Below are 17444 nucleotides of genomic sequence, written 5' to 3'. Positions count from 1 at the left end.
TCCGTGAGCGGCAGCTACAGCCGCTCAGAAGCCGAATCGGGATTCCGAGTTGCCAAGCGTTAAATATCCAGCCAACCTTTCAGCCAGTATACCATGTCAGAGGCACAAACTGACGGTACGGGCGTGGGGATCGCCCGCGATCTCACGGCGTTCCAGCAGAACATCCTCGTCATCCTCTCCGAGGAGGCGATGTACGGGCTCGCGATCAAACGCGAACTCGAAGCGTACTACGACGCCGAAGTCAACCACGGCCGACTCTACCCGAACCTCGACGAGCTCGTCGAGATGGACCTGGTGGAGAAGAGCGAACTCGACAAGCGCACGAACCAGTACGAGTTGACCGAGACCGGCCGCGAGGCGGTGCTCGACCGCATCGACTGGGTGCTCTCGAAGTACGTCACCGACGACGACCGCGCCGACGACGTCCGCGACGTCATCGACGCCGCGCTGTAAGGCGAAACCGACGGCGGCCGGGCTACAGGGGGAACGGCTCGTCCGCCGCCTCGAACACGGAGCGAAGCGACGCGCGCACCGCGTCGCGCTGTTCTTCGGACGGCCACGCGTTCCGCGGATAGTACTCCGTCAGGAACTCCTCTACCTCCGCGGCCGTCGCCGACTCCACGGGCCGCGCGTAGTGGTTCCCCATGAAGTCGGCGAACGCCCGGGCGTTCGCCCCGTGGACCGAGCCGTACTCGTCGCTCACGGTTTCGACCACCGCGGCGTTGTGCGATTCGACGTCGTTCCAGTCGTCGGGGTCGCCGGCGCCCGACAGCGACACCTCGATGGCGCGGTCGGTGTCGTCGATGCGGTCGAACTGGACGGTGCCGTCCTCCAGCCACTCCTCGGGGTGTAACACCAGCGTGTCGTCCTCGTCGCGGACCCGCGCGGTGAAGCCGTGGGCGTCGAGGCGGGACTCGCGGTCCGCGCGGTACGCCTCGGCCTCCTCGTCGACGACGGCGTCGCGGGCGAGCCGCGTCAGCCGCTCGACTTCGTCGACCGTGGCCGGCGGAACCTCGGGCTCCTCGTCGGCGTCGCCGTCCGATTCTTCGACTTTCACCGGCTGTTTCGGGTCGGCGTCCGCGCCGCGGGCACCGTCGGCGCCGCCGACTGAGCGGTCCGCCACGTCTGCGTCTCCTCGGGCGTCATCGTCCTCACTCATCGAAAGCCTCGTTCGCGAGTTCGTCGGCGCGCTCGTTTATCTCCCTCGGGACGTGCTCGATGCTCCACCGGTCGAACTCGTCGAGCAGCTCCCGCGCCCGGACGCGTTGCTCGCGGAGCTCCGGGTCGTTCGCCTGCCACTCCCCGCGCACCTGCTTGACGATGAGCTGGGAGTCGCCGCGGACGTCGACCTCGTCGAGGCCGTAGTCTCGGGCGGCTTCCAGCGCGCGAACGAGCGCCGCGTACTCCGCTTTGTTGTTCGTGGTTCGGCCGATTCGTTCGCCGCCGTCGGCGACGACGCCGTCGCTGGTGACGATGGCCCAGCCGACGGCCGCCGGGCCGGGGTTGCCGCGCGAGGCGCCGTCGAAGTAGACGTGGCCGCGGCCGCCGCCCTCTCGAAGCAGCGTGGCGAGCCGCTCGGGGTCGCTGCCCTGCACGACGACCTTGTCGTCGTACGCGACCGCGGTGGCGCCGTCGCGTTCGGCGCGCCACCGCTCGTGGTCGGTGTTGCCGTCGGTAACGTCGACTCCGGCGTCCGCCAGCCGTCGGCGGGCGGCGTCGGGGTCGCACTCGATGACCGGCATGCCACGGAGTCGGCGGCGACGCGGCGAAAACGTTCCGTTCGGCGGACCGCCCCGGACTCCGCGGTCGCCGCAGCCGACCGCCGGAACTGTGGCACGCTATAGCGGGACAAAGTCTTAAGGCCGGCGCGCGAGAGAGCGTAAAAATGCGATGACACGGCCCACTCGCCAGCGGGAGGAACGTGAGCGACGACAGTGGCAGGGGCAAGAACAGGACGAATCCGAGGAGGCGGACGGCGACGACGAACTCGACCTCGACGACATCGACGAGGAGGACCTGGTGCGGACGGCGGACGGCGAACTGATGCACGAGCCCACCGGGCTCATCGTCGAAGAGGAGCGCATCGACCCGGGGCCGGAGTGGCGCGCGTTCAACCACTCAGAGCGGCAGGAGAAGAGCCGCGTCGGCGCCCCGACGACCCAGACGATGCACGACAAGGGGCTGACGACCACCATCGACTGGAAGGACAAAGACGCCTACGGCCGCTCCATCAGTTCGAAAAAGCGCAGCCAGATGCACCGGCTGCGGAAGTGGCAAGAGCGCATCCGGACGAAGGACGCCGGCGAGCGGAACCTCCAGTTCGCGCTCTCGGAGATCGACCGGATGGCGTCGGCGATCGGCGTCCCGCGTTCGGTCCGGGAGGTCGCCTCCGTCATCTATCGCCGCGCGCTCAAGGAGGACCTGATTCGCGGCCGCTCCATCGAGGGCGTCGCCACGTCGGCGCTGTACGCCGCCTGCCGGAAGGAGGGCATCCCGCGCAGCCTCGAAGAGATATCCGACGTGTCGCGGGTCGAACGAAAGGAAATCGGGCGGACGTACCGCTACATCTCCCAGGAACTCGGGCTGGAAATGAAGCCGGTCGACCCGAAGAAGTACGTTCCGCGGTTCTCCTCCGAACTCGACCTCTCCGAGGAGGTGCAGTCGAAGGCGAACGAAATCATCGAAACCACCGCCGAACAGGGCCTGCTCTCCGGGAAGTCCCCGACCGGCTACGCCGCCGCCGCCATCTACGCCGCGTCGCTGCTGTGCAACGAGAAGAAGACGCAGCGGGAAGTCGCCGACGTCGCGCAGGTCACCGAGGTCACCATCCGCAACCGGTATCAAGAGCAGATCGAAGCGATGGGCATCCACAGCTAGGCGGCGCGGACCGCCCTCGACGGCCCGTCTCGCTCCGGCGAATCGACCGTTCCGTCTCCGCCGCGTCTACCCCTTCTGTCGCGTCGGTATCGTCCCCGCGGCGTCGACGCCGGCGTACCTTTAACTCCGATACCGCGCCCAGCACCCGCAGATGCGCTGACTATCGCCGGACGGCGTCCGCGGCTGCGCGACGCAGCGCCGTTCGTCACCGACGGCCGAATCGGCGGACCGCAGCCCGGACGCGGCGGTCGACCGTCGACTCCCCAGACTCCGCGTCGCCTGCACGCCACTCTCTGAACCGAGTGCAGCGCTGAAACCGGCGGTGACGGGAACGTTCAAGCCCGCGTAGCCGTAATTGCCGCGCGTGAAGCTGGACGACTTCATGGAGTTCGAGGTGAACGAGCGCGCCGAGCGCCGCCGCCTCGCCGAGGAGAAGTCCTACGAACTCATCGACCACCTCGAGTCGTTCCAGCACCGCTTCGACGAGGTGACCAGCGGCGACGCCGTCTTCGGCTCCGTCTCGCCGAGCATCTTCGTCGGCTCGTCCAACTACCCCGACCTGTCGACCGGTATCCTCTCGCCGGTCGGCCACGAGGCGGACGCCGAGGCGTTCGAGACCAGCGCCGCCTGGTACGACGAAGGCGTCTCCATCTCGGACGTCTTCCAGCGGCGCACCTCGCTGCTCAACTCGAACCGGTCCGTCGACGCCACGAACGTCCACGACGCCTGGGACGGCTTCCTCGGCGTCCAGCGCGAAGTCGCCATCGCGGACCGGCCGGTCGACGTCGAAATCGGGCTGCAGGACGGCCCGAACCTCGACTTCGACGTCACCGCCGACGACATCGCGACGCCGACCGGGCCGCGCGCCCGCGCCGAGTCCGCCGACCTCGCGGAGAACCCGCACGTCCCGCGGCCCGTCAAGAAGACGCTGGAGGACGACGACTGGCGCGCCGAGGGCGCCATCAACTACCTCTACCGGCGCGGCTTCGACGTCTACGACATCAACACGGTGCTGTCCGCCGGCGCGCTCGGCCGCGGCGAGCAGCGACGGCTCGTCCCGACGCGCTGGTCCATCACCGCCGTCGACGACACCGTCGGGAAGTATCTCCGCGGCACCATCCGGGGTGCTCAGAGCGTCGACTCCGTCCAGGTGTGGCGCAACGACTACCTCGGCAACGCCTTCTGGGTGATTCTCGCGCCCGGCGACTGGGAGTACGAACTCGTCGAGATGAAGTCGCCGGGCAGCATCTGGAATCCCGACCCGCAGGCCGGGCTTGCGCTGTCGTCGGCGCACGAGAACCGCGACGGCCGAACCGGCTACGTCGACGAGACGGCGGGCGCGTACTACGCCGCGCGGCTCGGCGTCCTCGAACACCTCTCCGAGGTCGGCCGACAGGCGAAGGTGTTGGTGCTCCGGCACGTCTCCGACGACTACTGGGGGCCGGTCGGGGTCTGGCAGATCCGCGAAGCGGTCCGGAACGCGTTCGACGGCGAACACGGCGAGGCCGAGACGTTCGCCGACGCCGTCCGCTCCGTCACGGAACACCTGCCGGCGTCGCTGGGGCGGCTCCGGCAGAAATCCACCATGGCGGCCGGGCTCCAGTCGAGCCTCAGCGACTTCACCGCGGGCAAGAACTAACCGCTCGGACGCCGTTGCGCCGACCATGGTCCCACTGTTCGGCGCGGTTCCGGGCGGCCCGGAACTGCTCGTCATCCTGCTCGTCCTCCTCCTGCTGTTCGGCGGGAGCGCCCTCGTCCTCGTCGTGCTCGGCGTCGGCGGCTACCGGCTCTTCGGCGGGTCCGCCGGCCGCGACGACCGGGTCGACGAACTGGAGCGCGAACTCGAAGCGACGCGCGCGGAACTGGCGGAACTCCGCGAGGACCGCGGCGACGCGGCCGGTGGTGACCGCGGCAGCGACGCCGACGCCGAGGACGACGCAGACCGCGGCGGCGACGACGCCGAACCGGACGCCGACGCCGGCTACGACGAGTCGAGGTCGGCGTAAGCGGCGTCGACCAGTTCGCCGGTGTCCGCGATGATTTCGTCCATCGCGTCCTCGTCGGCGTCGAGCCCGAGCAGCCGCGCGATCCGCATGATGCTGACGTGGTACACCGCTTGGACGCCCGGCGCTTCCTGCCAGACGACGACGTTACACGGGAACAGCGCGCCGATTCGGCCGTCGGTGGCGTCGAGCGCGCGGTCGGCCATCTGCGGATTGCAGGCGCCGAGCACGTAGTACGGGTCGCGGCCGGCGTCGACTTTCTCGTTCAGCAGTTCGGACGGCGAGAACTCGACCGGGACGCCGAAGCCGTGGTCGGTGAACGTCTCGCGGACGTGTTCGACGGCCTCGTCGTGCGCCATTTCGAGGGTCGCGCGCTTCTCGCCGTAGTCGCCGGCGCGAATCGCGTCGGGGTCGATTGGAAGCGTCATGGGCGTCGGTTCGGCCGACGCCGGGAAAACTATTCTGCGGTCTGCACCGGGCCGCGTCCGACCTCGTCTTCGACGGCGTCGACGAACGTCTGCCGACGGTCGAAGTACGAGACGTCGACGGCCTCCAGGACGTCTGCGAGTTCGCGCGGCCCGTCGGGCGTCCGGATGACGGCGTCGCCTTCCTTCTCGACGATGCGGGACTTCTCCTGGGGCCACGTGAGCCGTGACGCGACGCGGGCGAGCGGTGCGCCCTCCACGTCCGGCCCGTCGCCGAGTTCGACGGCGGGCGCCTCTTCCTCCTCGGATTCGTCGTCGGCCATGGCTCCGGGTTCACAGACCGGCGGCGTAATCCTTTCGAACCGGACGGCTCCGGCGGGTGGCCCCGCGAATCGGGGACGCGGCCGTCGGCGTCGCGGCGCCGTCCCGCGCTGCGCCGTCATCGCGGCGTCTGACATACCGTTTTGTGTGATGACTGTGTAGGCGGGTGCATGACCAGTCTTTCGGAGGTGTACGAGGGCCAGGTGGGCGAGTACGCCAGCCTCCGGCGACTGTACCTCGGCGTCGGGCTGTTTTCGCTCGGCGCCTTCCTCGTTATCAGCGGCATCGTCGTCGCCGCCACCGACCTCGGCGTCGGCACGTTCGGGCTGACGATGGCCCGCGAGTACGGCGGCGTGCTCGCCGGTCTCGGCGTCCCGGCGACGTTCCTCGGCGTGTTCACGGTGCTGCCGGCGGGCCGGCGGACGCAGGCCGCGGCGGTCGTCGGGACCGGCGTCGCGGTGCTCGGCGTCGCGCTGTTCTCGCACGCGTACCCGTGTCACTGGTCCGGGACGAACTGCGGCGCCGGCCTCGCGAACCTGACGCTTCCGACCGTCGGCGTCTACTTCCTCGGCGCAATCACGACGTTCTGGTGTCTGTTCGCCGGCGTCGCGAACTTCAAGTCGCGGAACGACCCCGGCGGGACGGTGTCGCTCGAAATCACCCGCGAAGGCGAAACCCAGGTCATCGAGGTGCCGAAGTCCCAACTGGAAGACGTGCAGGGAGCGAAGGGCGCCACCGGGTCCGTCGGCGGCGTCGGCTTCCTCGGGAGCACGCCCGACGGCAACGTCGAAACCCAGACGAACCAGCGAGGCGCCGGCGACCGCGCCGCGACGGATTCGACGGTGAGCGACGGCGGCGCCTCCACGAACGACATCACGTCGCTCGCCGACGACGCCACCGTCACTCGGTCGGTATCGTCGTCGACGAACTCCGGGTCCGCCGGGTCACCGCCGACCACTGACTCGCCGCAGTCGCCGTCCGGGCCGTCGGCGTCGTCCCCGGCCGCCGGCGGCGACTCGGCGTCCGAGCAGCGCGGCGGGGCAGCGAAGCCGAAGAACACCGGCGACGCCTACTGCGGCAGCTGCGGGCACTTCCAGTACGTCCGCACCGAGAACGGCATGCAGCCGTACTGCGCGCTCCACGACGACCTCATGGACGACATGGAGGCGTGCGACGAGTGGACGCCGCGGTGACGACTGCGGTCGCTCTCACAGTTCTTCGAGCGTCCGCTCGACGTCGGCCCAGTGGCTTCCGCGCCAGAAGCACTGCCCGCAGTCGACGCAGCGCCACACCGGGCCGTCGTCCGGGGCGTGGTCCGGCCGCGGTTCGTCGTCGCGGAGGCGGCGCAGGTCGCCGTTGCAGGCGCTACACCGCGTCGGCTCGTCCGGGAGCGACAGCGCGAAGCCGGCGTCGCGGAGTTCGCGGAGCTGGTCGTCGACGTCGCGTGCGGTGAGCAGCACCGCGCCGGGCGTCCGGTCGGCGAGGTCGCGGTCGCGGGTGAGCAGCCGTCGGTCCTCGTCGGCCGCGAGCGCCCTGATTCGGTCGTCGGCTTCGACGCCGCGGTCGAGCGCGTACGCCGCGTCGTAGCCGCACATCCGGAGGTACGTCGCCAGCGTCCCGAGCATGACGTCGAGCAGCAGCGCCGACTCGTCGGGGGCGACGCCGTCGTCGACGTTGTCGTCGTCGGGGCCGTCTCGGTTCGCGGCCTCGCGGCGGCCGTCGGCCATCAGTCGGCGATGAACTCGCGGAGGCCGTCGGCGTCGCGCGCGTTCAGCACGTCCGCCGGCTCCGCCCAGCCGCGTCGAGCCGTGTGGACGCCGAATTCGACGTTGTCGAGTTCGGGCGGCGAGTGCGCGTCGGTGTTGACGGCGACGGTGGCGCCGGCGTCGACGGCGGCCCGGACCGCGTCGCCGTTGAGGTCGAGCCGCGCCGGATTCGCGTTGATTTCAAGTGCGGTCCCGGCGGCCGCGGCCGCCTCGGCGAGCCGGTCGAAGTCGACGTCCAGCCCGGGGCGTTCGTTGATGAGTCGGCCGGTCGGGTGGCCGAGCACGTCGACCTCGGGGTGTTCGACGGCGCGGACGAGCCGGTCTGTGGCCTCGCCCTGGTCGAGTGCGGCGTGCGGCGACGCGACGACGATGTCGAGCTCGGCGAGCAGGTCGTCGCTGGTGGTGATGTCGCCGTCGGCGTCGACGTTCGCCTCGACGCCGTGGAAGATTTCGAGGTCCGCATCGTCGCGGACCGACTCGATTTCGTCGGCCTGCTCGCGGACGTCGTCGTCCGACAGCCCGGTGTCTCCGAAGACGCCCGGCCCCTCCGCGTGGTCGGTGACGCAGTGGTAGTCGTAGCCGCGCTCGGCGGCGCCTTCGACCATCTCCTCGACGGTGTTCGAGCCGTCCGACCAGTCGGTGTGGGTGTGGAGGTCGCCGCGGACGTCGCCGCGCTCGACGAGGTCGGGGAGATTTCCGTTGGCCGCGGCCTCGACTTCGCCGTTGTCCTCGCGGAGCTCCGGCGGGATGACCGGGAGGTCGAGCGCGTCGTACATCTCCGCCTCCGTCTCGCCGCCGACGCGGTCGCCGGCGCGCTGGTGGTCGTCGGCGTCGCTCACGTCGGAGACGTCGAAGACGCCGTACTCGTTCATCTTCAGGCCGCGGTCGATGGCGCGGTTCCGCAGCACGACGTTGTGGTCTTTCGACCCGGTGAAGTACTGCAGCGCCGAGCCGAACTCGTCGGGGGAGACGACGCGGAGGTCGACGCGGACGTCGTTCGCCCACAGGCTGGCTTTGGTGTCGCCGGCCTCGATGAGTTCGTCGGCGTTCGGCAGGTCCTCGAACGCGTCGACGACGGCGGGGCCGTCGGTGCTGGCGGCGAGCGCGTCCACGTCGCCGATGGTGTCTTTCCACCGCCGAATCGACCCGGCGATTTCGGCTCGCTCGACGGCGTCGACGCCGTCGAGGTACGACCGGACGTCGTCGGCGAGCGGCTTGACGTCGCCGAGCCGTTCGCGTTCGCCGGCCTGCCGCGCGAAGTCGACGTTCTCCAGGATGTTCTGCTCGGTCTTCGGGCCGAACCCTTTCACCTCCTGAATCTCGCCGGCTTCGGCGGCCGCCTTCAGCTCGTCGAGCGTCGTGATTCCGAGCTCCTCGTACAGCGTCCCGACGGTTTTCGGGCCGACGCCTTCGACGCGCGTCAGCGCCTCCATGTCGACAGGGAGGTCCTCGCGGAGCTCCTCCAGCTCCTCGATTTCGCCGGTCTCGAAGTACTCGACGACCTTCGCGGCGATGGCGTCGCCGACGCGGTCGATTTCGCCGACGGCGTCTTCGCCCTCCGCGGCGAGCTCCTCGATGGCGCTCGGGTAGTCGCGGATGTTGTCGGCGGCGCGCCGGTAGGCGTTCGGCTTGTACGAGACGTCTTTCGCCTCCAGCAGGTCCGCGAACTCCTCGAGCCGCTCGGCGACCTCGGCGTTCCTCATGGCGCCCTCCGCGCCGAGTCCGCGTCGTCGTGGCCGAGCGCCTTCTTCAGGAACCGCATCCAGCGCTTCCGGTCCATCGTCTCCTGCCGCTCGATTTCGCCCTCGATGTCCGCCGGCTCCAGCTGTTCGAGCGCTTCGAGCGCCCGGTCGATGCCGATGATGCTCGCCGCCAGCTCCTCGCCGGTCTCGAAGTCGACCTCGTTCTCCTCGATGGGTTCGAGCCGCTCCAGCCGCTCGCGCCGGAGGTTCCGCTTCGCCTGCTCGACGCGCTCGCGTTCGCCCGCCGGCACCGTGTCGCGGCGCTTGATTTCGAAGACGAACTCGCGCAGGTCGACCTGTTCGCCCTGCACCTCCAGCCGCTCCGGGATGTCCGCGCCGATGGTCGCGCCCTCCTTGTTGACGCGCTCCAGGAGCTGCTTGCGCTGAAACTCTTTCACTGTCTTGCCAGGACTACGGCGGTCCGGCTCTTTTGTGTGTCGGCGAGACGGGACGTGACCCGCCGGTCGCGGCTCCGTTCTCCGCTTCGTTGCGGCGGCGCCGCTCCGTCGTCCGTCGCCGCGGCGTCGACGCCCCCGGAGAGTCGGGGTGCCCACCCGAATCCTTAATGGCTGTTCCGGCAATTCTTGGGTCATGTACGACGAGGAGGACCTCGCCGATATCCGCGAGGCACGCGAAGAGTGGGAGGCCGAGACCCGAGACCCGGCCGTCGAGGCGCGCGGCGAGCGGAAAGACCGGTTCGCGACGGTGTCGAACCTCGAAATCGACGACCTGTACACGCCCGAGGACGTCGCCGACATCGACTACGAGGAGGACATCGGCTTCCCGGGCGAGGAGCCGTACACGCGCGGCCCGTACCCGACGATGTACCGCGGGCGGACGTGGACGATGCGGCAGTTCGCCGGGTTCGGCACCGCGGAGGAGACGAACGAGCGGTTCCACTACCTCATCGAGAACGGCCAGACCGGGCTGTCGACGGCGTTCGACATGCCGTCGCTGATGGGGAAAGACTCCGACGACCCGCTGTCGGACGGCGAGGTCGGCCGCGAGGGCGTCGCGGTGGACACGCTGCGCGACATGGAGATCCTGTTCGACGGCATCGACCTCGACGAGGTGTCGACGTCGTTCACCATCAATCCGAGCGCGCCCGTCGTCTACGCGATGTACGTCGCGCTCGCCGACCAGCAGGGCGTCCCGCGCGAGGAGCTCCGCGGCACCCTGCAGAACGACATGCTGAAGGAGTTCATCGCGCAGAAGGAGTGGGTGATTCCGCCGGAGCCGTCACTCGACCTCGTCACCGACACCGTCGAGTTCGCGGTGGCGGAGACGCCGAAGCTCTACCCGATTTCGGTGTCCGGCTACCACATCCGCGAGGCCGGCTCGACCGCGATTCAGGAGCTGGCGTTCACGCTCGCCGACGGCTTCGCGTACGTCGAGGACGCCGAGCGGCGCGGACTCGACGTCGACGAGGTCGCCCCGCAGCTCTCCTTCTTCTTCAACTCGCACAACTCCATCTTCGAGGAGGTCGCGAAGTTCCGCGCCGCGCGCCGCGTGTACGCGAACGTCATGGACGAGTGGTACGGCGCCGAGGCCGACGCGGCGAAGCGGCTGAAGTTCCACACGCAGACCGCCGGGCAGTCGCTGACGGCTCAGCAGCCGCTGAACAACGTCGTCCGCGTCACGATTCAGGCGCTCGCCGGCGTCCTCGGCGGCACGCAGTCGCTGCACACCAACAGCTTCGACGAGGCGCTCGCGCTCCCCTCCGAGGAGGCGGTCCGGGTCGCGCTGCGCACCCAGCAGATCATCGCCGAGGAGTCCGGCGCCGCCGACTCGGTCGACCCGCTCGCCGGGTCGTTCATGGTGGAGAGTCTCACCGACGAGGTGGAGGAGAAGACGATGGCGTACCTCGAAGAGATTCGGGAGATGGGGGACGGCTCGGTCCGCGACGGCGTGCTCGCCGGCATCCAGAACGGCTTCTTCCACCGCGAGATTCAGGAGGCGAGCTACGAGTACCAAGAGCGCGTCGACGACGGCGAAGAGGTCGTCGTCGGCGTCAACAAGTACGCCGTCGAGGACGACGCGGACCCTGACCTGCTACACGTCGACGACGAGGTGCAAGACCGCCAGCTCGCCCGGCTGGAGGAGGTGAAAGCGGAGCGCGACGACGACGCGGTCCGGGAGGCGCTCGCCGCGCTCGACGACGCCATCGACGCCGACGAGAACGTCATGCCGGCGGTCATCGACGCGGTGAAGGCGTACGCGACGATGGGCGAAATCATGGACGTCTTCGAGGCGCGCTACGGCTCGTACCGCGAGAAAATCGGGCTCGCGTCGTAGCCCCGCCGCCCGCTTTCGCCGGTTCGTCGGCCGAGGCCGCCGAAACCGCAAGCAAGCGGCTAGCTTCGCGAAGTGAGGTAGGTTTATCACGGTCGATTCCTACTTTTCCGGTGACTATGTCAGACGATGACGTGGAACTCGAGGCGCGGCTCGAAGAACAGGAGGAGTTCGAGCCACCCGCGGAGTTCGTCGAGCAGGCGAACGTCGCGGACCCCGACATCTACGAGGAGTTCGACGAGAACTGGCCGGAGTGCTGGCAGGCCGCGGCCGACCTGCTCGACTGGGACGACGACTACGAGCAGGTGCTCGACGACTCGAACCCGCCGTTTTACGAGTGGTTCACCGGCGGGTCGCTGAACGCCTCCGCGAACTGCATCGACCGCCACCTCGACGAACGCGGCGACGAAGCCGCAATCGAGTGGGTGGGCGAACCGACCGACGAGGAGAACGTCACGCTGACCTACGAAGAACTGCACGAGCAGGTGAACGAGTGCGCGGCGGCGCTGCGCGACCTCGGCGTCGAGGAGGACGACGTCGTCACCATGTACATGCCGATGATTCCGCAGCTCCCGGTGGCGATGCTGGCGTGCGCCCGCATCGGCGCGCCGCACTCCGTCGTGTTCGCCGGCTTCTCCGCGGACGCGCTGGCGACCCGGATGAACTCCGCGGACTCCGAGTACCTCGTGACCTGCGACGGCTACTACCGCCGCGGCGACCCGCTCGACCACCTCGACAAGGCGAACGAGGGGCTCGAAGGCGTCGACCACGACGTCACGTCCGTCGTCGTCGACCGGCTCGGCCCGAACGGCGACGACTTCGGCCACGACCTCACCGACGACCAGCGCGACTGGGACGACCTGCTCGCCGCCCACGAGGGCGCCGAAGTCGACCCGGTCGAGCGCGACGCCGAGGACATGCTGTTCTTGATGTACACGTCCGGGACGACCGGACAGCCGAAGGGCGTGAAACACACCACCGGCGGCTACCTCGCGTGGACCGCCTGGACCAGCCAGTCGGTGCTCGACATCAAGCCGGAGGACACCTACTTCTGCTCGGCAGACATCGGCTGGATCACCGGTCACTCGTACATCGTCTACGGGCCGCTCGCGCTCGGCACGACGTCGATGATGTACGAGGGGACGCCGGACTACCCCGAACGCGACCGGCTGTGGGAGATCATCGAGGAGTACGAGGCGACGCAGCTGTACACGGCGCCGACCGCCATCCGGTCGTTCATGAAGTGGGGCTCTGAGTACCCGGACCGCCACGACCTCTCCAGCCTCCGGCTGCTCGGCACCGTCGGCGAACCCATCAACCCTCGCGCGTGGAAGTGGTACTACAAGTACATCGGCGACGAGTCGTGCCCCATCGTCGACACGTGGTGGCAGACCGAGACGGGCGGCATGATGGTGACGACGCTGCCCGGCGTCAACGACATGAAGCCGGGCTCTGCGGGGCCGCCGCTCCCGGGGCTCGACGTCCAGATCGTCGACACCGACGGCGACGAGGTGGAGCCGGGCCGCGCCGGCTACCTCACCGTAAACAAGCCGTGGCCGGGGATGCTGCGGACGCTGTACAAGAACGACGAGCGGTTCATCGAGGAGTACTGGGCTGAGTACTCCGACACCGACTCCGACGACCCGGACGACTGGGTCTACTTCCCGGAGGACGGCGCGAAAATCGACGAGGACGGCTACATCACCGTGCTCGGCCGCGTCGACGACGTCATCAACGTCTCCGGGCACCGCCTCGGAACGATGGAGATCGAGTCGGCCATCGTCGGCGTCGAGGGCGTCGCCGAGGCCGCGGTCGTCGGCGGCGACCACCCGGTGAAGGGCGAAGCCGTCTACGCGTACGTCATCGTCGAGGAGGGCCAGGACGAATCCGACGAGTTCCGCCAGGAGATCGTCGGCGCCGTCGAGGACGCCATCGGTCCCATCGCGCGGCCGCAGGAGGTCATCTTCACGCCCGAACTCCCGAAGACCCGCTCCGGGAAGATCATGCGTCGGCTCCTCGAAGACATCGCGAACGAGGCCGAACTCGGCGACACGTCGACGCTCCGCAACCCGGACATCGTCGAGGAGATCCGCGTCAAGGTCCAGGAGTAACGACCGGCCGCCGCGCCGTCTCCGCGTTCGTTTTCTTTCCGCGTTCCGTCTCTCGTTTTCTCTCCACGGTTTCTCTCCACATCTTCTCTCCGCTCGTTCTGCTCACGCGCCGCAACCGGGGCGCACCGGCCGGCTTCGTGGAGAGCAGAAGCTTTAGGCGCTGGCGGGCGTCGGGCCGCCCATGGATTCGCCCTCCACAGCCGACGACGACCCCGACACCGGGGACTCAGCGGACGACGCCCCGGACACGGCCTCCCCGGCCGACGAGCGGGACACCGCGTTCTGCCGGTCGTGCGGCGACCGAATCGACGCCGACGCGGCGTTCTGTCCGTCGTGCGGCGCGAGCCAGTCCGGCCCCGCGTCGTCGGCGTCGTCACTGGACAGCGCGCTGGACGAACTGGTCTCCGGCGGGAACCCGTTCGTCGCCGCCGCGCTCTCGCTTCTGGTGCCGGGGCTCGGTCAGTTCTACAACCGCGAGCCGATGCGCGGACTCGCGTTCGTCGCGGCCAGCATCGTCTCGGTGCTGTCCGCGCTCGTCCTCGTCGGCTTCGTGCTGTACCCGGCCGTCTGGCTGTTCTCCGTCTACGACGCGTACACCCGCGCCGAACAGCAGGCCGCACAGCTCCCGTCCCGCGGCGTGAACGCCGCCGGCGACGAGACGGCCGTGGACACCGACCGCGACGAGGAAGCGGAGAGCGGCGACGGAGCGGACAGCGACGGCGGGACAGCCGGCAGCGGCGGCGGCGCTGAGCGGAGCGACGGCGAGACGGACGCCGCCGGCGACGAGGCGGCCGTGGACACCGACCGCGACGAGGAAGCGGAGAGCGGCGACGACGCCGGCGGCGCGGACCGCGGAGACGAGTCGGCGTAGCCGCCGGTCGCTGCCGGGTCAGTCCTCCGAGAGCCAGCCGTCGACGCACTGCTCGTCACAGAGGTGGTGGCGTTCGTCGCCGCCGACCGGCTGTGAGAGCGTGACGAGGACGTGCCGCTGGGACAGTTCGAGTTCGGTGCCGCAGTGGCGGCAGCGCGCCCGGACCACGCCGGCGGGCTTCCAGCGGTAGTGCGGCGTGGCGCGCGCGACGGTCGCCTCCTCGTTCGGGTGCCGGGTTCCCACGTACTCTGTGAGCTCCATACGCCGCGTTCGACCCGCACGCATATGTCACTTTTCTGGGTAGTGTTCCCCTGCAGTCCCGAGCGCTCCCGAGCGGTTCGTACGCGCACGGAACCGCTGGAGGAAAGTGGTGTGTGGTAGCAATCCCCGCAAGGATTATCATGAACGTACCGGAAGTTTCCACCGAGCATGGAGAAACCGCTGTTAGTCACGGACTTCCTCGACCGGGCGCGACGGAACTACGGCGACCAGGAGGCGGTCGTCACCGTCGACGGCGACACGTACACCTACGACGAACTCGGGCGGCGCGCGGACGGCTTCTCCGCGGCGCTCCAAGAACGCGGCGTCGGAAAGGGCGACCGCGTCGCGGTGCTCGACCCGAACACGCACTACCACCTCGAAGCCGCCTACGGGAGCTTCCAGGTCGGCGCCGTCCACACGCCGCTGAACTACCGGCTGGTCGCCTCCGACTTCGAGTACATCCTCAACGACGCCGGCGTCACCGCCGTCTACGCCGACGCCGAGTACGCCGACGCCATCGAGGAAATCCGCGACGACGTCCCGACGGAGGTGTTCATCACGAACGACGCCGACGCCGTCGACGGCGACTGGGAGTCGTTCGACGACGCCGTCGACAACGACGGCGCCCACGACCGGCCGGAGATGGCCGAAGACGAGGTCATCACCATCAACTACACCTCCGGCACCACCGGCGACCCGAAGGGCGTCTGCCGCACCCACCGCACCGAGACGCTGCACGCCTACCTCATCTCGGTCCACCAGGAACTCAGCGACGACGACACCTACCTGTGGACGCTGCCGATGTTCCACGTGAACGGCTGGGGCCACATCTACGCCGTCACCGGCATCGGCGCCCGGCACGTCTGCACCCGCGGCGTCGACGCCGCCGAGGTGTTCGACCGCCTCCGCGAAAACGACGTGACGTACTTCTGCGCCGCGCCGACCGTCCTGAAACTGCTCAGCGACCACTACGACGACCACGGCGGCCCCGTCGACGCCGGCCAGGACGTCCGGGTCGCCACCGCCGGCGCCGCGCCCCCTGAAGCGACGATTCGGACCGTCGAAGACGAGTTCGGCTGGTACCTCAAACACGTCTACGGCGCCACCGAGACCGGGCCGCTCATCACGACCAGCGACGCCCGCCGCTACTTCGACGACGACTCCGACGACCGGTTCGCCGTCAAGAAGACGCAGGGGTTCGGCTACCTCGGCACCGAGGTCCGCGTCGTCGACGAGGACGGCGACGACGTCGCCGAGGACGGCCAGACCGTCGGCGAAATCGTGGTGCGCGGCAACCAGGTGATGGACGGCTACTGGGAGAAGCCCGAGGCCACCGAGGAGGCGTTCCACGACCGCGTCGACGGCTACTACCACACCGGCGACCTCGCCGTCGTCGACGAGGACGGCATGCTGACGATTCAGGACCGCAAGAAGGACATCATCATCTCCGGCGGCGAGAACATCTCCTCTATCGAACTGGAGGACGTCCTGTTCGACCACGACGCCGTCGGCGACGTCGCCGTCATCCCGGCGCCGAGCGACGAGTGGGGCGAGACGCCGAAGGCGTTCGTCGTCCCGGCGAACGGCGACGTCGACGACCCCGGCGTCACCGAGGCGGACCTGCTCGCGTTCTGCCGGGAGCGGCTCGCGTCGTTCAAGGTGCCGAGACGAATCGAGTTCGTCTCGCAGCTCCCGAAGACGGCGACCGGGAAGATTCAGAAGTACGAACTCCGCGAGCGCGAGTGGGACGACGAAGAGCGGATGGTCGGCGAAGGATAACGCGACCGCCGTCCCGCCTCGCACGCGGTGCCCTGCACTGTTCTCGACCGCTGCCGCCGATTCCGGCGGCTCGTCGCGCGCCGCTTTCTCTATCGGAAGAACCGGTCCGTGCCGCCGTCTGCGGCGGCGTCGTCGCCGAAGCGGAAGCCGCCGCTGTCTGCGGTGACGGTCATCCCGAGCATGTCGGGGCGGCGGCGGAGCGCGGCGGCGACCTGCCGGTAGGCGGAGGCGGCGTCGCTGTGCGGGGCGTGCGCGACCGTCGGGACGCCGGCGTCCTGCGCGTCCGGAATCGCCTCGTCGTGCGGGACGTGCCCGAGCAGTTCGGTGCCGAGGAACGCGGCGATGCGCTCGGCGGGCGGCGACCGGCCAGTCCCGGACTTCGTCAGGACGACGCCGCCGACCGGCGCGTCCGCGCGCTCCGCGACGGTCATCGTCTTGTCGGCGTCGCGGATGGAGGCGACCCGCGGCGTCGACACCAACACGGCGCCGTCCGCGCTCGCCGTCGGCACCACGGTTTCGCGGCTGACGCCGGCGCCGGTGTCGATGATGACCGCGTCGTAGCGCGCCCGGAGCGTGTCGAGCGCCGGCGGGAACCGGTCGAGGTCGGCGTTGACGAAGCCGTCGAGGTCGACACCGCTCGGCACGACGTCGAAGCCGCCGGGCGCCGGGTAGGTCGCGTCGTCGACGCCGGCGCCGCCCGCGAGCACGTCGTGCAGCGTCTTCCCGCCGTTCACGTCGACGTCGAGGAAGTCGACCGCGTTCGCCATCGCGAGGTCCGCCTCGACGACGACGACCGCGCGGCCGTCCTCGGCGAGCGCGGCGGCGAGGTTCAGGCTCGTCGTCGTCTTGCCGACTCCGCCCTTCGCGCCGACGACGGCGAGCACCCGTCCGTCCATACGCGCACCGGCACGCGTCGACACCTTAACTCACGCCCCGCAGCTATCGACGCTGAGACTCGGAGCGGCGTCGTGGGCCGTCGCGGGGGGGGCGGCCGCG

18 protein-coding genes are annotated in these 17444 nt (G+C 69.5%); 9 read left to right on the top strand and 9 right to left on the bottom strand.

The genetic code is table 11. The features are described 5' to 3' along the window. The first annotated feature begins 93 nt into the window (after nt 1-93). The gene (locus tag ACQUS7_RS09025; RefSeq protein WP_435126743.1) at nt 94-453 is read left to right on the top strand and encodes a PadR family transcriptional regulator; all 360 of its coding nucleotides are present in this window, start codon (nt 94-96) and stop codon (nt 451-453) included. Nucleotides 454-475: 22 nt separating this feature from the next. On the opposite strand, the gene ACQUS7_RS09020 is transcribed toward ACQUS7_RS09025, so the two are convergent. Beyond that, nucleotides 476-1159: a DUF7108 family protein gene (locus tag ACQUS7_RS09020; RefSeq protein WP_435146487.1), complete on the bottom strand. Its 684-nt coding sequence runs from the start codon at nt 1157-1159 to the stop codon at nt 476-478. Beyond that, nucleotides 1152-1742 carry a ribonuclease HI gene (gene rnhA, locus ACQUS7_RS09015; protein ID WP_435126747.1) on the bottom strand — a complete coding sequence of 197 codons (591 nt, stop codon included), beginning with the start codon at nt 1740-1742 and terminating at the stop codon, nt 1152-1154. Before rnhA ends, ACQUS7_RS09020 begins: the two co-directional genes overlap by 8 nt. A 148-nt stretch (nt 1743-1890) precedes the next feature. Here rnhA and ACQUS7_RS09010 point away from each other — a divergent pair, with 148 nt between their 5' ends. The 3 genes from ACQUS7_RS09010 (at nt 1891) to ACQUS7_RS09000 (ending at nt 4883) form a co-directional block, all read left to right on the top strand. Continuing rightward, on the top strand, nt 1891-2877 hold the full coding sequence (locus ACQUS7_RS09010) for a transcription initiation factor IIB (protein WP_435146484.1): 987 nt from the start codon (nt 1891-1893) through the stop codon (nt 2875-2877). A gap of 364 nt (nt 2878-3241) precedes the next feature. Continuing rightward, nucleotides 3242-4516: a DNA repair protein NreA gene (gene nreA / locus ACQUS7_RS09005; protein WP_435126751.1), complete on the top strand. Its 1275-nt coding sequence runs from the start codon at nt 3242-3244 to the stop codon at nt 4514-4516. 25 nt (nt 4517-4541) lie between these two features. Further along, entirely contained in the window at nt 4542-4883 is a 342-nt protein-coding gene (locus ACQUS7_RS09000; RefSeq protein WP_435146482.1) for a preprotein translocase subunit TatA, read from the top strand. Here the strand turns inward: ACQUS7_RS09000 and ACQUS7_RS08995 are convergent. Both ACQUS7_RS08995 and ACQUS7_RS08990 read right to left on the bottom strand, forming a co-directional pair. Next, nucleotides 4859-5308, bottom strand: coding sequence for a DUF302 domain-containing protein (locus ACQUS7_RS08995; protein ID WP_435146480.1), 450 nt, complete (start codon nt 5306-5308; stop codon nt 4859-4861). The genes ACQUS7_RS09000 and ACQUS7_RS08995 overlap by 25 nt on opposite strands. A gap of 29 nt (nt 5309-5337) precedes the next feature. Next, nucleotides 5338-5628 (bottom strand): DUF5789 family protein, encoded by a 291-nt coding sequence (locus ACQUS7_RS08990; protein WP_435126757.1) that lies wholly within the window; start codon nt 5626-5628, stop codon nt 5338-5340. A 168-nt stretch (nt 5629-5796) separates the two neighbouring features. Here ACQUS7_RS08990 and ACQUS7_RS08985 point away from each other — a divergent pair, with 168 nt between their 5' ends. Next, the gene (locus tag ACQUS7_RS08985; protein ID WP_435146478.1) at nt 5797-6819 is read left to right on the top strand and encodes a DUF7139 domain-containing protein; all 1023 of its coding nucleotides are present in this window, start codon (nt 5797-5799) and stop codon (nt 6817-6819) included. Between the two features lie 15 nt (nt 6820-6834). Here ACQUS7_RS08985 and ACQUS7_RS08980 read toward each other — a convergent pair whose 3' ends face one another. Genes ACQUS7_RS08980 through ACQUS7_RS08970 form a run of 3 tightly spaced genes read right to left on the bottom strand, consistent with a single transcriptional unit; the run spans nt 6835 to nt 9532 of the window. After that, nucleotides 6835-7353, bottom strand: coding sequence for a Mut7-C RNAse domain-containing protein (locus ACQUS7_RS08980; protein WP_435146476.1), 519 nt, complete (start codon nt 7351-7353; stop codon nt 6835-6837). Next, nucleotides 7353-9095, bottom strand: coding sequence for a DNA polymerase/3'-5' exonuclease PolX (gene polX / locus ACQUS7_RS08975; protein WP_435146474.1), 1743 nt, complete (start codon nt 9093-9095; stop codon nt 7353-7355). Before polX ends, ACQUS7_RS08980 begins: the two co-directional genes overlap by 1 nt. Then, a complete protein-coding gene (locus tag ACQUS7_RS08970; RefSeq protein ID WP_435126762.1) occupies nt 9092-9532 on the bottom strand; it encodes a DUF5788 family protein in 441 nt (146 codons plus the stop codon). The genes polX and ACQUS7_RS08970 overlap by 4 nt, the downstream gene beginning before the upstream one ends. Nucleotides 9533-9725: 193 nt before the next feature. On the opposite strand from ACQUS7_RS08970, the gene ACQUS7_RS08965 reads away from it, so the two are divergent. The 3 genes from ACQUS7_RS08965 to ACQUS7_RS08955 all read left to right on the top strand — a co-directional run bounded on the left by ACQUS7_RS08965 (nt 9726) and on the right by ACQUS7_RS08955 (nt 14408). Then, nucleotides 9726-11429, top strand: a complete 1704-nt coding sequence (locus ACQUS7_RS08965) for an acyl-CoA mutase large subunit family protein (protein ID WP_435126764.1) — start codon at nt 9726-9728, stop codon at nt 11427-11429. Nucleotides 11430-11545: 116 nt separating this feature from the next. Continuing rightward, nucleotides 11546-13537 carry an acetate--CoA ligase gene (acs, locus tag ACQUS7_RS08960; protein ID WP_435146471.1) on the top strand — a complete coding sequence of 664 codons (1992 nt, stop codon included), beginning with the start codon at nt 11546-11548 and terminating at the stop codon, nt 13535-13537. Between the two features lie 181 nt (nt 13538-13718). Continuing rightward, a complete protein-coding gene (locus ACQUS7_RS08955; RefSeq protein WP_435146469.1) occupies nt 13719-14408 on the top strand; it encodes a zinc-ribbon domain-containing protein in 690 nt (229 codons plus the stop codon). An 18-nt stretch (nt 14409-14426) separates the two neighbouring features. Here the strand turns inward: ACQUS7_RS08955 and ACQUS7_RS08950 are convergent, their stop codons facing one another. Continuing rightward, complete coding sequence (locus tag ACQUS7_RS08950; protein ID WP_435126769.1) at nt 14427-14669, bottom strand: DUF7576 family protein; 243 nt, start codon at nt 14667-14669, stop codon at nt 14427-14429. A gap of 168 nt (nt 14670-14837) precedes the next feature. On the opposite strand from ACQUS7_RS08950, the gene ACQUS7_RS08945 reads away from it, so the two are divergent. Beyond that, nucleotides 14838-16448 carry a class I adenylate-forming enzyme family protein gene (locus ACQUS7_RS08945; RefSeq protein ID WP_435146467.1) on the top strand — a complete coding sequence of 537 codons (1611 nt, stop codon included), beginning with the start codon at nt 14838-14840 and terminating at the stop codon, nt 16446-16448. A gap of 89 nt (nt 16449-16537) precedes the next feature. Here the strand turns inward: ACQUS7_RS08945 and ACQUS7_RS08940 are convergent, their stop codons facing one another. Then, on the bottom strand, nt 16538-17344 hold the full coding sequence (locus ACQUS7_RS08940; RefSeq protein WP_435146465.1) for a P-loop NTPase: 807 nt from the start codon (nt 17342-17344) through the stop codon (nt 16538-16540). Nucleotides 17345-17444 lie beyond the last annotated feature (100 nt).

Source organism: Halobaculum sp. P14 (genome assembly GCF_051195155.1).
Classification (GTDB): domain Archaea; phylum Halobacteriota; class Halobacteria; order Halobacteriales; family Haloferacaceae; genus JBNTKA01.
This window is presented reverse-complemented; position numbering and strand designations above follow the sequence as displayed.

Excerpts from the sequence above, each read along its gene's own strand:
- ACQUS7_RS09025 (WP_435126743.1), top strand. The coding sequence starts at position 94 with ATGTCAGAGGCACAAACTGACGGTACGGGCGTGGGGATCGCCCGCGAT.
- ACQUS7_RS09020 (WP_435146487.1), bottom strand. The coding sequence starts at position 1,159 with ATGAGTGAGGACGATGACGCCCGAGGAGACGCAGACGTGGCGGACCGC.
- rnhA (WP_435126747.1), bottom strand. The coding sequence starts at position 1,742 with ATGCCGGTCATCGAGTGCGACCCCGACGCCGCCCGCCGACGGCTGGCG.
- ACQUS7_RS09010 (WP_435146484.1), top strand. The coding sequence starts at position 1,891 with ATGACACGGCCCACTCGCCAGCGGGAGGAACGTGAGCGACGACAGTGG.
- ACQUS7_RS09000 (WP_435146482.1), top strand. The coding sequence starts at position 4,542 with ATGGTCCCACTGTTCGGCGCGGTTCCGGGCGGCCCGGAACTGCTCGTC.
- ACQUS7_RS08995 (WP_435146480.1), bottom strand. The coding sequence starts at position 5,308 with ATGACGCTTCCAATCGACCCCGACGCGATTCGCGCCGGCGACTACGGC.
- ACQUS7_RS08990 (WP_435126757.1), bottom strand. The coding sequence starts at position 5,628 with ATGGCCGACGACGAATCCGAGGAGGAAGAGGCGCCCGCCGTCGAACTC.
- ACQUS7_RS08985 (WP_435146478.1), top strand. The coding sequence starts at position 5,797 with ATGACCAGTCTTTCGGAGGTGTACGAGGGCCAGGTGGGCGAGTACGCC.
- ACQUS7_RS08980 (WP_435146476.1), bottom strand. The coding sequence starts at position 7,353 with ATGGCCGACGGCCGCCGCGAGGCCGCGAACCGAGACGGCCCCGACGAC.
- polX (WP_435146474.1), bottom strand. The coding sequence starts at position 9,095 with ATGAGGAACGCCGAGGTCGCCGAGCGGCTCGAGGAGTTCGCGGACCTG.
- ACQUS7_RS08965 (WP_435126764.1), top strand. The coding sequence starts at position 9,726 with ATGTACGACGAGGAGGACCTCGCCGATATCCGCGAGGCACGCGAAGAG.
- acs (WP_435146471.1), top strand. The coding sequence starts at position 11,546 with ATGTCAGACGATGACGTGGAACTCGAGGCGCGGCTCGAAGAACAGGAG.
- ACQUS7_RS08955 (WP_435146469.1), top strand. The coding sequence starts at position 13,719 with ATGGATTCGCCCTCCACAGCCGACGACGACCCCGACACCGGGGACTCA.
- ACQUS7_RS08950 (WP_435126769.1), bottom strand. The coding sequence starts at position 14,669 with ATGGAGCTCACAGAGTACGTGGGAACCCGGCACCCGAACGAGGAGGCG.
- ACQUS7_RS08945 (WP_435146467.1), top strand. The coding sequence starts at position 14,838 with ATGGAGAAACCGCTGTTAGTCACGGACTTCCTCGACCGGGCGCGACGG.
- ACQUS7_RS08940 (WP_435146465.1), bottom strand. The coding sequence starts at position 17,344 with ATGGACGGACGGGTGCTCGCCGTCGTCGGCGCGAAGGGCGGAGTCGGC.